19 protein-coding genes are annotated in these 12,376 nt (G+C 30.1%); 5 read left to right on the forward strand and 14 right to left on the reverse strand.

The genetic code is table 11. From position 1 onward, the window contains the following. Positions 1-17: 17 nt before the first annotated feature. From JE46_RS21525 to JE46_RS21540, 4 genes are all read left to right on the forward strand, one after another. Positions 18-659 carry a hypothetical protein gene (locus JE46_RS21525; protein ID WP_031457360.1) on the forward strand — a complete coding sequence of 214 codons (642 nt, stop codon included), beginning with the start codon at positions 18-20 and terminating at the stop codon, positions 657-659. Positions 660-802: 143 nt separating this feature from the next. Next, a complete protein-coding gene (locus JE46_RS21530) occupies positions 803-1,525 on the forward strand; it encodes a hypothetical protein (protein WP_157505971.1) in 723 nt (240 codons plus the stop codon). Positions 1,526-1,567: 42 nt separating this feature from the next. Beyond that, positions 1,568-2,326, forward strand: a complete 759-nt coding sequence (locus JE46_RS21535; RefSeq protein WP_031457362.1) for a hypothetical protein — start codon at positions 1,568-1,570, stop codon at positions 2,324-2,326. A 410-nt stretch (positions 2,327-2,736) separates the two neighbouring features. Next, on the forward strand, positions 2,737-3,126 hold the full coding sequence (locus tag JE46_RS21540) for a VOC family protein (RefSeq protein WP_031457363.1): 390 nt from the start codon (positions 2,737-2,739) through the stop codon (positions 3,124-3,126). A 274-nt stretch (positions 3,127-3,400) separates the two neighbouring features. Here JE46_RS21540 and JE46_RS21545 read toward each other — a convergent pair whose 3' ends face one another. Next, the gene (locus tag JE46_RS21545; protein WP_031457364.1) at positions 3,401-3,628 is read right to left on the reverse strand and encodes a helix-turn-helix domain-containing protein; all 228 of its coding nucleotides are present in this window, start codon (positions 3,626-3,628) and stop codon (positions 3,401-3,403) included. Positions 3,629-3,686: 58 nt separating this feature from the next. Between JE46_RS21545 and JE46_RS21550 the strand changes: the two genes are divergently transcribed. Continuing rightward, the gene (locus tag JE46_RS21550) at positions 3,687-3,875 is read left to right on the forward strand and encodes a SymE family type I addiction module toxin (protein ID WP_031457365.1); all 189 of its coding nucleotides are present in this window, start codon (positions 3,687-3,689) and stop codon (positions 3,873-3,875) included. Positions 3,876-3,916: 41 nt separating this feature from the next. Here JE46_RS21550 and JE46_RS21555 read toward each other — a convergent pair whose 3' ends face one another. From JE46_RS21555 to JE46_RS24320, 13 genes are all read right to left on the reverse strand, one after another. After that, positions 3,917-4,126, reverse strand: coding sequence for a hypothetical protein (locus JE46_RS21555; RefSeq protein WP_031457366.1), 210 nt, complete (start codon positions 4,124-4,126; stop codon positions 3,917-3,919). Positions 4,127-4,137: 11 nt separating this feature from the next. Further along, positions 4,138-4,548, reverse strand: a complete 411-nt coding sequence (locus JE46_RS21560; protein WP_031457367.1) for a hypothetical protein — start codon at positions 4,546-4,548, stop codon at positions 4,138-4,140. Between the two features lie 35 nt (positions 4,549-4,583). Next, positions 4,584-4,955, reverse strand: coding sequence for a DUF4359 domain-containing protein (locus tag JE46_RS21565; protein ID WP_031457368.1), 372 nt, complete (start codon positions 4,953-4,955; stop codon positions 4,584-4,586). Between the two features lie 105 nt (positions 4,956-5,060). Then, positions 5,061-6,116: a type I restriction endonuclease gene (locus JE46_RS21570; protein ID WP_031457369.1), complete on the reverse strand. Its 1,056-nt coding sequence runs from the start codon at positions 6,114-6,116 to the stop codon at positions 5,061-5,063. 151 nt (positions 6,117-6,267) lie between these two features. Then, positions 6,268-7,167, reverse strand: a complete 900-nt coding sequence (locus JE46_RS21575; protein WP_031457370.1) for a hypothetical protein — start codon at positions 7,165-7,167, stop codon at positions 6,268-6,270. Between the two features lie 4 nt (positions 7,168-7,171). Further along, positions 7,172-8,440: a sugar ABC transporter permease gene (locus JE46_RS21580; protein WP_031457371.1), complete on the reverse strand. Its 1,269-nt coding sequence runs from the start codon at positions 8,438-8,440 to the stop codon at positions 7,172-7,174. Between the two features lie 3 nt (positions 8,441-8,443). Further along, entirely contained in the window at positions 8,444-8,839 is a 396-nt protein-coding gene (locus tag JE46_RS21585; protein ID WP_031457372.1) for a hypothetical protein, read from the reverse strand. 2 nt (positions 8,840-8,841) lie between these two features. Then, positions 8,842-9,063, reverse strand: a complete 222-nt coding sequence (locus JE46_RS21590) for an excalibur calcium-binding domain-containing protein (protein ID WP_031457373.1) — start codon at positions 9,061-9,063, stop codon at positions 8,842-8,844. Beyond that, on the reverse strand, positions 9,060-9,284 hold the full coding sequence (locus tag JE46_RS24755) for a DUF4236 domain-containing protein (RefSeq protein WP_035137001.1): 225 nt from the start codon (positions 9,282-9,284) through the stop codon (positions 9,060-9,062). The genes JE46_RS21590 and JE46_RS24755 overlap by 4 nt, the downstream gene beginning before the upstream one ends. 2 nt (positions 9,285-9,286) lie before the next feature. Then, positions 9,287-9,493, reverse strand: coding sequence for a hypothetical protein (locus tag JE46_RS21595; RefSeq protein WP_031457374.1), 207 nt, complete (start codon positions 9,491-9,493; stop codon positions 9,287-9,289). Positions 9,494-9,657: 164 nt separating this feature from the next. Further along, entirely contained in the window at positions 9,658-10,326 is a 669-nt protein-coding gene (locus JE46_RS21600; RefSeq protein WP_031457375.1) for a response regulator, read from the reverse strand. Positions 10,327-10,333: 7 nt separating this feature from the next. Further along, positions 10,334-11,791, reverse strand: a complete 1,458-nt coding sequence (locus JE46_RS21605; protein ID WP_317041414.1) for a tetratricopeptide repeat-containing sensor histidine kinase — start codon at positions 11,789-11,791, stop codon at positions 10,334-10,336. Between the two features lie 304 nt (positions 11,792-12,095). Beyond that, positions 12,096-12,242: a hypothetical protein gene (locus JE46_RS24320; RefSeq protein WP_167343459.1), complete on the reverse strand. Its 147-nt coding sequence runs from the start codon at positions 12,240-12,242 to the stop codon at positions 12,096-12,098. Positions 12,243-12,376: the final 134 nt, after the last annotated feature.

Genomic DNA, 12,376 nt, shown 5'->3' on the forward strand with positions numbered 1-12,376 from the left:
AATATACAGTCAAAAAAATGAAAATCATTACAGTAATAATTCTTTTTTTAATTAATCAAACTCTCTTTGGGCAAACTTTGACAAATGTTAAAGTTAATAATACATCCGAGGAATTTGAAAAGGTTAGAGATTCTGTTGTGAAATTAATGAAGTCTAAAAGTTTTATTGCAATAAAGATTTGTGAAAGATATTGCGAGTTATATTTATTCAAAGACAACCTAAAATGGAAAGGTAGTTTTATTAAAGACTTAGCTATAGATGGTTTATATGAACCAAATACTATAATCGTTGACGAAAAAGAGTTAGAATTAAAAACTAAACGACTCGTTACAAAGATAGTTTCATTTGATGCTGACAATTTAATTAATGAACTTGAAAAATATAATTTGAATCAAATTAAACAGTTGACTAAAGAATCAATTCAAAATAAATATAGCCAAAAAAATAATAAAAGGCAGAAGAAAATAATCGAAAGATATAGTTTACCATCGGCTTCTCACGATTGCAATATGACAATATATGATGAAAAGAAATCAAGAGGTGTGACCTATAGCAATGCGTTAATTCAAGATGAACAATATCATTTTATACCGACGTTAAAAATTTTTTATGAAATCAATGCGTATTTGATGGAAACATTTAGTAGCTACTACCACTAAAAATTAATCTGGTGCTCTTTTGTAACGAGTACCTGTATAAATTAAGAGAAAAACTCTCAAGAGGTTGATTTTAGTTTTTTAACAGACTGATGTTCCCGATAATTATGCACGCATTAGCCATGAAATAAGAAAGACAACACAAAATGAAAAATAACATCACACTACTACTTTTACTATTTACAATAATGGTTACCACTTGCTACGGTCAGACAAAGCCAATTGGAGAAGAGCCTTTAAATTTAGAAAACTTCAATTTCGATACAAAAATATCAGACTTGTATCCTGAGAAAAATAAGAGTAAAGATTATATAGGTTACTACGAAATAAAAGGAGCATTACGTTCACAATTGGTTGTTAAAGACACAACCTTTTTAAATGAATATTCTGAAAACAAAAAGGCAATTGGTATTAAATATCGTCAACAAAGCTCAACTTCTATAGATACTATGGCCGTATTTAAAAATCAGAAGTTTCAAAAAATTAATGTAGCCACTACAATTGAAGGGAAAATAAAAGTAATAAATGCTGTTTCTGAAGAACTAACGGGACAACAAAGTAGAGATTTATTCAAAAAATTAGTGACTCAATATGGTAAACCTAAAAAATTAAAAAATAACTGGAATGAAAAATTTATCTTATATGAGTGGATAAAAAATAATAGAATTGTAAGGTTAGTATCTGCCTACAATGATGAAAGTACAACAATGAAGCTTGTAATTCAACCGAAGAAACAAATTATTTCTTCGGGAGAGAAAGAGCCACATTATCTAGTATATTTATTTGTCATAAACCCAGTTTTAAAAGACGAAGTTTTTGGAAAAATGAAAACAGGAGATTTTGTTTACCTTGACGAAAAAACAGAATAAAAAACTATGGCTAATAGCTATTAATATTTTAAAATGCATAAAATGAGACAATTTATTTTGATATTGATTTTTATATTTGGATTTCTAAGTTGCAAGAATCAACCAAAACAAGTTGAGAAGATAACTAATGCCAAAAGAAAAACGGCAATTAAAAAAAATATTAATTCAAATTATTATACCCAAAAAGACACCATTTTAATCACAACTGAAATTGGCGATACTTTAAAATATACTAAATCGGATTTCAATAAAATCATAAACGAACACCCGGAATTAATTCAGGAATTTCCAACAAATCCAGATATACTTTATTATAATTTTGTAAATAGTGTCGATTTTGGAAGTGAACAAGGACAGGATGTCTATTTTATTTTATATGCTCACTTTTTAAAGCAAAAAAATGGTATTGAAAAATACACTCATCAGCGAAAAAAACTTATTGAAATCTATTCAATGATAAATTCATTATTTGGACATTTCCAATATGGGGGAACATACTTTGGACATCAAAAAATGAGAATTTTAGGATATGCAGAATATTCCATTTACCTTTTACCTAAAGAGAATAATGAAATCGAGAAGACTTATGACATTACAAAACAAAAAGAATTATATATAAAATCATTGCGCCAACTTATAAAAGATGAAAGTGAAATTGACTTTGAAACATTAGGGCAAGAAAAAATCGAAAGAAATAAAAAACTTAATGAAATAGTTGATAAACTAAACACGTTAATTTCAGATAATTTTTATTTAAGACGAGCACAAGATTTTCACTACGGACATTATGAATATTATTAAAAAACCATTCTGTTGCTCGTTTGCAAATATTATATTATGAGAATGAAATTTAACGTTTGCAATCACCGCTAATTAAGAAAAATGGTTATAATAAACGAAATATCTGAAACAAGAAAAACGATTTTCTGACCAGTATAATGTAATAGACAGTTTAGTTCCAACTTTTATAACAATAACAATAACAATAACAGTGGTCAGTGGTTATTAGGTAGATTTTTCTGTAAAGGCTCAAATTGTTTTTAAGGAACGTGATTATGTAAACAGCAGTTATAGAAATTACGAAGACGATAATACTGTTTTTTGTAATGTTTCAGTGAATCATTGTGGTAAAGGGCTGATTTGCAAACGCGCACCAGATTCAGTACCAAATTTTCTAAAAAATAATAGACAACAATTAAATTTATTATAAAATGACACTTAATACTACAATAACTATAAAACCTTTTTTGACTGTAAATGATGGAAAAAAAGCTCTTGATTTTTATGTTTCTGCATTCAGTGCATCGGTAAAAACAAAATATGAATTGCCAAACGGAAAATTAAGTGCTGAATTAGTCATTGAAAATGCCTCCTTTTTCATTGGGGATGAAGAGCCTGAATTTGGAAACCTGAGTCCTAATAGAGAATACAATAGTCCTGTCAGATTAATTTTAACAACCCGAGATGCAGATGAGTTGTTTGATCAGGCCTTAAAATTTGGCGCCACAGCAATATGTCCTATGACTACAGAAGAAGACTGGCGAATTGGTAAAATAAAAGATCCTTTTGGACACATTTGGGAAATTGGTTATGTCCTATAAATTAAAACAGCTACAGCTACTTTCCATTTTTCATAGATTACTGTGCAGTTTGGCGGAGTGTGATTAATGCAATTAAGTTAGGGACTAAAAGATAAAATGATTGCTGATTTTTGATTTCTGATATAAAAAAACTCGCAAAATCGACAATCTAATTATTTAGCTGCATCAAATCTGATATCAAAAATCGTTAATCCTCAATCTAAAATCTCTTAACTTAATGACATTGAAGGGGCATCAGATTAAGAGAATGAAATATAGCGTTTGAAACGCGACTCTAACTAGACAAATCTACCAATTTTGATAAAGAAATCTCCAAAGCGTTGGTAATTTTTATTAACGTCAGTAATCGTGGGTTTGTTTTACCATTTTCAATCATATGAAGTTGAGTACGGCTGATCTCACAATCAAAGGCAAAAGTTTTTTGATCAAGATTTTTTTTCTCTCTCAATTGCTTAATTTTTTCGCCTAAATTCTTGAAATATTTTTCTTCTTTCGTGTTCACTATAGCGAATATCCAAAATTTATACTTATCTTTTGTTCGGAATAACGAACACAAGATAATGGGCAAATTCAGAAAACTAAAGATTCATACGAAATATCAGGCAAGAACTTATGGCGGTACAACTATACCCGAAATCAGGTTAGAAGGCAAATGGTTAGAAAAACTGGGTTTCAGGAAAGGGCAAATCGTAAACATTGAACAAAAGAAAAACAAGCTAACTATTACTATAGATAAAGAACAAAAATAATTTTAGAATTATTTGCCGTTGTTATTATTTAGATTTTAAATTTAATCTTCCCAACCGCAAAGCGTTAATCCATATCCCTGCGCCTGAGATTCAGAAACTTTGGTTAATACATGTCGACAAGCTGTTAAGCCACGGCAGTTTTCTTTATAATGATATTTTTTTGCACCGGTTGGTCCGCATATAAATACTTGTGTTGGCGGAGGGCAAAAAGAAGAAAAACAAATAAACAGCAGGAGTAGGGTATATTTCATTTGGGGATTATTTATTTGACAATTAGTTGATATTCGTTTCCTTTTTTATCAGTTGCTTTTAACTTTCCATAAGAGATCCATTCGGTGTTGATTTCAATATCTGCGATGCTGTCGTTCATTAAAATTCCGGCACCGCATTTTCCTTCAACATTTATATTTCCAAAAACCGAATCGCCTTTTACATTTATTCCCTTTACATTATAATTATATTCATAATGTCCTGAATTTCCAGTCCTGTATTCGTATTGATAAGTTTCATCGACATGATAGGTTTTGGCTTCCTCGGGGGTAATTGTTTTTCGGTCATCTGCCGTAATTACTTTTTTGTAAAAGGAATTAATGTGTGGAGGAGGAGCATCGGCTTTTTTACAGGAAAGAGCTAAAAGGATTATGAATAATAAGATTAGGTAGTTTTTTAGCACAGGCATTTTTATTTTGAATGGTTAAACTTTAAAATTTATTTTTCCTGATTCATTGCTTCATCAATTTTGCCAGACAAAAAGATATTTCCCAAAATGCCAATACCAATTGTTTTTGTTTTTCCTTCGAAAGTTACATTTGTTGTTGAAAAAAGAACATAATTAGATGAAGAAACCATATTATCAACCATCATGTTTATCATTGATTTTGCGAAAACATTTCCCATTGTATTTCCCGCTTTAGACCATTCGTCATTTTGATTGGTATTTTTTTCATTCATTTGTTTTTCAAGAAATACATTCATTTTTAATTTTACTTCTTCCTTATGTTTCTCAGTTCCGGGATTTGATAATGCTGCAATTAATGCAAATAAACAAAGTCCAATAATTACATAATGTTTTGTTTTCATACGTTATAGTTTTTTAGGAGATAGATAATTCTTTGATTTATTTTTAATGTCTGTGATAAATCTAATTAGAATAATTTTTTTAGAAATAAGTACTAATACCTGATTCTATTCAGTTTCATAAAGTGCAATTGTTTCTAATAATTCCTTTTCAAATTGATAAATATCGTCAATAGATGAAATGGGTAATTTGGTTTCGGTTTTGTTTACGTTAAATAAACTGATGTACTTTTTTCCTCCGTTTAGATGTAATCTGCATAAAGGTTTACGATTGTTATCATCCAATAATATTCCAAAATAAGATTGTGTGTCGCGATGTACGATTCGGTTCGTTGGTAATTTTCTGCGTAAAATAGCAACCACTATACGATATCCGTCAAGTTCTTCCTCGGTCGTAATGATTTTATTGTCATCTTCGACTATTACAATTTCTTCATCCTGTTGCTTAATTGTTTCTTTGGTCAGAGCAGCATTTAATCGGTCATTAATTTTGTCGTTTATATATTGACTAACTGATTTCTGGACTAAATCCTTAAATTCATCCACCACTTTTTCAGTAAGTCTTCCGGTATAAACTTTACCAGCAAAAAGTTTAGTAAAATCATTTGAAGGACTTTCCAATTCGGCATTGATTTGTTTCTTAATTTCTTTGATATATTTTAAAGAACTGGCATTGCTTACAATATTATCTACATCGAAATTGGCTTTATGAAACTTCGCTATTTCGTTGATTGTATTTTCTTTTAAATTAGTAATATCAAATTCTAAAAATGGTTTTTCGTCCATTTTATTCTGATCATCCAAATCAGTAAAAAACTGATAATGGATGCCATTGGTTAAAAGTGCAAATCGGGTTTTGGTCACATGAAAATAGCGGAATAGCTGTGAATTATGAATCGTTAGTTTTTCCTTCCAGCTTTTGCATTCCACAATTATAATAGGTTCTCCGTTTTGAAAAATAGCATAATCTACTTTTTCTCCCTTTTTAAGACCTAAATCGGCCGTAAATTCAGGAACAACTTCGAGCGGATTAAAAGCATCGTATCCGAGAACATGTATAAACGGCAATACAAAAGCATGCTTTGTAGATTCTTCTGTCTCAATCTTGTTTTTTAACTGATTGATTTTATCAGCTAATGATTTAAGTTGAATATTGATTTCCATTGATTTTAGTTTAAATTAATAATTCAAATGTAAAACCAATAAGAATCAGTATTTTATGGAAAACCGTAAAGAGAGAGAAGTTTTTGAAACTTTTATAAACAGAAAAAAGAGGACAATAGAATTCCTCTTTTAAATTGTTTATTGTAAAGTATTATTCTTTATTCAAAATAAAATCTTTAATAATTTTATCTGTGTTCGAAGGCAGATCAGCACTTTTAATTTCAAAATGTTTGATGTTCATTTCTGTTAGCCATTTGCTCCAATAGGCTTTAATGACTTTTTCTTCGTAAGGATTATTTTTACCAGGGTTTATGCCAAGGACTAAAACTTCCAGATTCGATAAATCATTGTCAATTTTGATAAAACCAAAATTCTCACTTTCAAATTTTTTCTGCCAGTCGTTTGTGTTAAGCCCATTTTGTTTAATTAGTTGAGGTGTTAAATAGCTCGACAGAGTGCCATTTTTGATTTGGGTTCCTTCATAAAACATATAACCGTCGGTCAAAATAACCAGAATGTTTCTATACCCTTTATCAATACATTGATCTTGAACTTTGCTGTCGAAAAAATTCCAAATATCAGATCCGATATAGTTATCATCTTTAATTGCCGAATCGTATATTTTTGCTGTTTTTGAAGCATAGTTACCACTTATCGAGTTCAGTAAATCCTTTGAAGCATTATCTTTATCAACTTTAATTTTTAATTCATTTGCAATCGAATTAATTTCAGGGCTTTCCGGTTCAGGATTAAAAAACAGCTGCATTTTGTCATCAATCTGCCTTATTCTTTTTGATTTTAGATGTTGTGTAAAAGCTTCTGAAACCGATTTAATATATCCTAAATCCCTTTGATAATACTCCATTGTTGAATTTGGATTTTTTTTGAGACTAATTCGATCTGATAAATCTAAAAGGATACTTATATTGTAATTTTCTGAAACAGGATTTTTATGTACCGTTTCTTTTTCTCCATTTTTGTTTTCTTCTTTGCATGAAAGAAACAAAATCAATACTAATGAAGGGAGTACTTTTTGTAAAATATTTTTCATTTAATTAGTTTTTAGAATATACCAAATGCTGGAAATCAGGATCAGCTAAGTTTAATTTGTTGAGGTGTTCTTCAGAATGAAATTCACAGTTTTCCAGAAGTTCTGTTTTTTCTTTATGAGCCAAAGCAATCTCTGTGTTTATTGCCTGAAACCATCCTTCTTTGTATTGGTGGTGATAATGAAGATATTCTTTTACCGGAAAAACAAAACCGTCTATTTTTGATTGTAGCTCTGAATTTTTTCCGTTTAGAGTAACAATTTGTTGTTTGAAATCGTTGATTTTATTGATGTAATCTGCTTTTATTTTTTCCAGGTTAATTAAATTCTCTTTTTTACCCCGGATGAAAGCTCTTATTTTATCGATGTTTTCGAATTCTTTCATTACAAAATCAAATACAAGGCCCCAGATGATGTACACCACAAATCCGGCAAATATGATCATCCAAAACTCAGCTTCACCCAAAGCGATGTTCAAATTGTATGGAGCAGAATCGGTTGTTTTATTAAACTCATATATCTTTTTTTCTATTTGATAAGCGAGTAAAGCATCAAATAAAAAGGTGATAACAAATAAGGACATCATTCTTAAAACATTTTTTATGCCTTTTCCTTTTTGAACCATATGAATTACATAACCTAAACCCATAAATACAAAAGGAATTGTTACAACCAAAACACCTTCAAGCCAGCTCGCTTTAAAAGCATTTGTAAAAGCATCGGCATCAAAAATCGCAGCTGTTAAACTATCATTTGAAAATTCTTTGAAAAAAGCAGAATACGAAGCCGAAATATAAAAGACTAATACGTAGAGTGTAATAGGAAGTAGTAAAAACAAACCGATGTAAAATTGCGCTTTTAAACCTTTGCCATCTTCGATACCGTATTTGTCAGGATTACGTTTGACTTCAATAATCTCGTTTTTGATCTCGTCAATAGTATTGTTGATATCCTGTTCTTTTTTTTCGAAAATGCCAATAGCAGCTTCAGACTTTTTAAGTTCAGTTCTGTTTTTTTCCTGTTCTTCGCGGTAAGGCTGTTTTAATCTGTCTTGCTCCATTTTTTGTTTTCGACACTGATCTTCAAAACTCATATATAAATTTTGAAGACATGCTTTTAAAACAATTGGTTTGCCTGTTGCTTTTATTGAAGCGGCGAAACCGCTTTGATAGTAAGTAATTCTTATTTGTTCTCTGTCTTCTTCATTTTCTTCAAAAGATTTAGAAGAAGAATCTTCAGTTTTTTTTAAACTAAATAATTGTGAAAGTGTTTTCATGGTTTAAGCATTTAGTTGACTAATAATTTCTTCTTTACCGATGTTTTTCTGTACACACTCAATGAGATAATCAGATAAATCATTGATGTTTTCTTCAACGAAATCAAATTTTCGGCAATACTTTCGGAGCATATTCAATTCGTCATCGGTTATTTTTTCATCTGCCCAGATAATTCGGGTTAGGTCATACAGGTATTCAATCTTTGTATTTAAGGCTTCCGGTACTGTGAATTCAATATTGACAGGATTAAGGAAAAGTTTATCCAATTCTTCTTTCGGAATTCCTCTTTCATCTGCAAAATGATAAAGCATCTGAAGTTCTAATACATTAAATTGATCGTCTGATAATGCCATTTGATATAATCTCAAAAAATGGCTTTTTAGTTCTAGTGTTATCATGTTTATTTCTTTAAGTTTTCACAGGCAATACCATCACCGTCAGAATCTAAGTTTTTGTAGCAGCTTTTATTATTGTCATATGCGGATTGTGCTTGTTCCTGATTTGCGAAATCACCACAAGTTTTGGTTGGACAATCTGAATTTGAATCTGATGAACAAGAAATTGAAAATGCTATTACTGTAAAAACTGCAAGTAGAATTATTATAAGTTTATTATGTTTCATTTTATTTGATAAATTAAAAATGTTAAAAGTCCTGTGAATATGAATAGTACAAAACATCCGCTATTTTGGTATTTTAATCCAGGGATGCCTGTTTTTACAGAATAGCCGGATTTGCTAAATGTTCCCATTTTGGTTCTAAGACTTGGAGAAATTCCGGATTTGCTAATGTTTAAACCGAGTCCGCCTCCAAGTTTAATTCTCTTTTGAAATCGGAAGCCCATGATTAGGTTGTATGGCAGGGATTACAACACGTTTTACAGCCATTTGATTTTGGATGCGTTTTTTTTGCTTCATCTACTGCAGGTTTGCAGTTGGAGAAAGCGCCCAAGTATTTTTTACTTACAATGCTTTCAAAGTAACGGCAGTCATCAGTATGGACTTCGTGATCTCCGTTTAATTGTGGAGTGTTATTTACATAGTAGTTTTTCATAATTTTTGGTTTTAATTAATATTTAAATTGATTTAATAATTCAAACTTAAACCTATTTAAAGCCAGTGTTTTACGGAAAACCATAATCCAGGTATTTTAAATTGCAGTCATAAAAAAAAGCCCCCGAAAGAGCTTTTAAAAATTAATATCATACTAAATGAGATTTAAATAATACCCATATCCTTAGTAATAGAAACCAGATGAACGGTATTATTTGCCTTAAAAAAGTCTTTGAGTTTTGAGATTCTTTTTTCGACAGCACTTTTACTATTGGGTTTTATACCTGATTTTTTAAAAATTTCTGTGATGTCGTCCTGGGCAGTTCCAACGGATAAATGTTTTAAAATTTCAATATCGAAATCATCTATTTCGTAATTGCTTTTTTCCTGGATTATGACTCCAATTTCTGGAGATATATATTTATCTGTAGCGTTTACCAAAGCATTTATTGCTTTTTTAAGTTCTTCAATACTGTTTCTGCCTTTAATCACATAGCTATTAATTCCGCAATCATCAAAAAGCGATTTTATACGGTAACTTTTTTCTTCGACAGAAAAGGCAATAATTTTAATGTCTGGCTGTATTTCGCGGACTTTTTGAATAAGTTCGTCTCCGCTTTTTATCTTTACTTCCCGATGATCCGTTTTAAAGGATAAATCACTAATAAGTAAATCATAAGGAACATTGTTCTGAATAGCAGCTCTTATTTTTATAAAGGCATCGTCACAATATTTAGAATATTGATAATCTGTAATACCTACATCTTTTAAGGCTTGTTCTATTCCTAAATTAATACTGTCAAAATCTTCGGCAACTATTACTTTTTTAAACATCATAAGATTATTTTGGCATGGATATTTTTACTTTAAATCCTTTTTCGGGTTGAGTGTCAAAAGTAATAGTTCCTTTTACAGCCAGAATACGGTTTTCCATATTTTGCAAACCATTTTTTATAATTTTATTTTGATCACAGCCTTTTCCGTTATCCGTATAGTCTATAAATATTTTTTTTGGACTGTTGTCAAATTTTATGACTACTATTGATGCCTCACTATGTTTTTTCATATTTACCATTAATTCCTGTAAAATGCGGTAAATGGTAATCTTCTTTATTTTATCAATATCATGCCAATTGATTTTTTCGATATTATTTATAATGACATTTCTGGTATCAAGGTTGTAAGTCGAAAGTGTTTCTTTTAAATTAGCTGAATAATTTGTTTCGGTATCAATATCATTATTCTCTCTCGAAATTCCCCGGACACGTGAGTAAATATGATCCAGTTTCTTAATTAAGGTTTCTTTTCTATTGTCACTTTCTAAAGGTTGTGTTTGAGTAAAAGTGATGGCATTAAAAACATCATTTGCGAGTTCATCATGAATGTCTTTGGCAATTCTGGTTTCGGTATCGTATGCGGTTTTTATTTTTTCGATTCGGTTTCGGTTTTGATAAAACTTTCTTAAGTATAATAATAAGAGACAAAGGGACGTAATTCCGATTATGAAAAATATTTTTTGATATTTTGCTTCCTGAAGTGATAATTGATTTTCTGCTTTCTCTAAACGCAGTTTTTGGTTTTCGTCTTTTTCTTTTTTAGAATCGTATTTAATTTTGGCAAACTTGTTTTTATAATTGTTTCTTATTTTAATTATGCTATCGTTTAGTGTGATATATTTTTGCGCATGTCTGTTACTTTCTTTACTAAAACCATTCGAAATTAAAAATTGTAAAGCCTTTAATCTTTCATCAATGCTATTGAGTTTTGTAGCTGTTTCATAGGCCTGTAAGGCATGATGGTTTGATTTTTTTGAATCTGTTTTGCTGTAACATTCCGCTAAGTGCAAATTACTTTCAATGCTTCCATAAGGATCATTATTTTGAATTCTAATAGCAAAACCTTCAGTCATTAGTACAAAACCTTTTTTTGTAAAACCTTTTTTAAAATAGGTGTAACCTAAATTATCTATAACTCGTGCTTTAGTCTCTAAATTGCTTAATTTTTTGTTTCGAATGGATTCCAGTATGTTGATAGCTTTGTCATATTTTTTTTGTAGAATGTAAACAACTGCAATATTATTTAAAGGAGATTGTTTTGCTATTTCGGTTTCACAATCTTTTATAGCTTCATTATAATAGTAAATTGCATCATGGTAAATCGAAAGTTCTTTATCTGCTATACCAAAATAGTTATTAATAGAAGCGCTGTAAATATCTTTTTTTTTGATGTAAGGTAATGCTTCAGTTAGTGTTTCCTTACTTCCATAATAATCACCATTTATTTGTTGTATTGAGGCCATCTGAATAAGAATGTATACAATGTTAGCAGTATCTTTTAAACTTTCATAAGCTATTTTTGATTTATTGAAGTTGTAAAAAGCAATGTTAAAGTTTTTTTTCTCAAAATTGACTATTGCTTTTTCTCGAAAGCGTATTGCTTCTTTTTTAGAAGATGTTGTATTTGTAGTAATAGCATTGGGGATTTTTTCCTTACAAGAAAGAATAACAAGAAAAATAAATAAATATAAAAACGGGGATCGTAGCATAACACATACTTTCCCCGAAATTAATGATTAATTGTATATTTTGTAATTTAATCTATTATTATTTTGGTGGCGGAGGTGGTACTCTAATTGGATCATCACCAGGTCCATCAGCATAAGTTGGAGCTATTTCTTTTTTTGTTTGAGTTTCATATTCGTCGGCAGTGCAGGAGAATAATGTAGTTGTCAATAGGGCAAACGTTCCCAATAAAAATAATTTTTTCATGTTTTTGGATTTAAAAAATTTACATGGCTATTGCTGTCCGGATTCTGTCCGGATCTTGTTTGGCAATACCAATGGTGTTTGGGAAGTGAAGTGCGTAGAACTATAAAATTTTATTT

Source organism: Flavobacterium chungangense LMG 26729, from assembly GCF_000735715.2.
In the GTDB taxonomy this organism is placed as follows: Bacteria; Bacteroidota; Bacteroidia; order Flavobacteriales; family Flavobacteriaceae; genus Flavobacterium; species Flavobacterium chungangense.

Bases quoted from the DNA above. Each gene is read 5' to 3' on its own strand.
- JE46_RS21540 (WP_031457363.1), top strand. From the start codon at position 2,737: ATGACACTTAATACTACAATAACTATAAAACCTTTTTTGACTGTAAAT.
- JE46_RS21555 (WP_031457366.1), bottom strand. From the start codon at position 4,126: ATGAAATATACCCTACTCCTGCTGTTTATTTGTTTTTCTTCTTTTTGC.
- JE46_RS21570 (WP_031457369.1), bottom strand. From the start codon at position 6,116: ATGGAAATCAATATTCAACTTAAATCATTAGCTGATAAAATCAATCAG.
- JE46_RS21590 (WP_031457373.1), bottom strand. From the start codon at position 9,063: ATGAAACATAATAAACTTATAATAATTCTACTTGCAGTTTTTACAGTA.
- JE46_RS21525 (WP_031457360.1), top strand. From the start codon at position 18: ATGAAAATCATTACAGTAATAATTCTTTTTTTAATTAATCAAACTCTC.
- JE46_RS21550 (WP_031457365.1), top strand. From the start codon at position 3,687: ATGGGCAAATTCAGAAAACTAAAGATTCATACGAAATATCAGGCAAGA.
- JE46_RS24755 (WP_035137001.1), bottom strand. From the start codon at position 9,284: ATGGGCTTCCGATTTCAAAAGAGAATTAAACTTGGAGGCGGACTCGGT.
- JE46_RS21575 (WP_031457370.1), bottom strand. From the start codon at position 7,167: ATGAAAAATATTTTACAAAAAGTACTCCCTTCATTAGTATTGATTTTG.
- JE46_RS21605 (WP_317041414.1), bottom strand. From the start codon at position 11,791: ATGGCCTCAATACAACAAATAAATGGTGATTATTATGGAAGTAAGGAA.
- JE46_RS21565 (WP_031457368.1), bottom strand. From the start codon at position 4,955: ATGAAAACAAAACATTATGTAATTATTGGACTTTGTTTATTTGCATTA.
- JE46_RS21585 (WP_031457372.1), bottom strand. From the start codon at position 8,839: ATGATAACACTAGAACTAAAAAGCCATTTTTTGAGATTATATCAAATG.
- JE46_RS21595 (WP_031457374.1), bottom strand. From the start codon at position 9,493: ATGAAAAACTACTATGTAAATAACACTCCACAATTAAACGGAGATCAC.
- JE46_RS21600 (WP_031457375.1), bottom strand. From the start codon at position 10,326: ATGTTTAAAAAAGTAATAGTTGCCGAAGATTTTGACAGTATTAATTTA.
- JE46_RS21535 (WP_031457362.1), top strand. From the start codon at position 1,568: ATGAGACAATTTATTTTGATATTGATTTTTATATTTGGATTTCTAAGT.
- JE46_RS21530 (WP_157505971.1), top strand. From the start codon at position 803: ATGAAAAATAACATCACACTACTACTTTTACTATTTACAATAATGGTT.
- JE46_RS21580 (WP_031457371.1), bottom strand. From the start codon at position 8,440: ATGAAAACACTTTCACAATTATTTAGTTTAAAAAAAACTGAAGATTCT.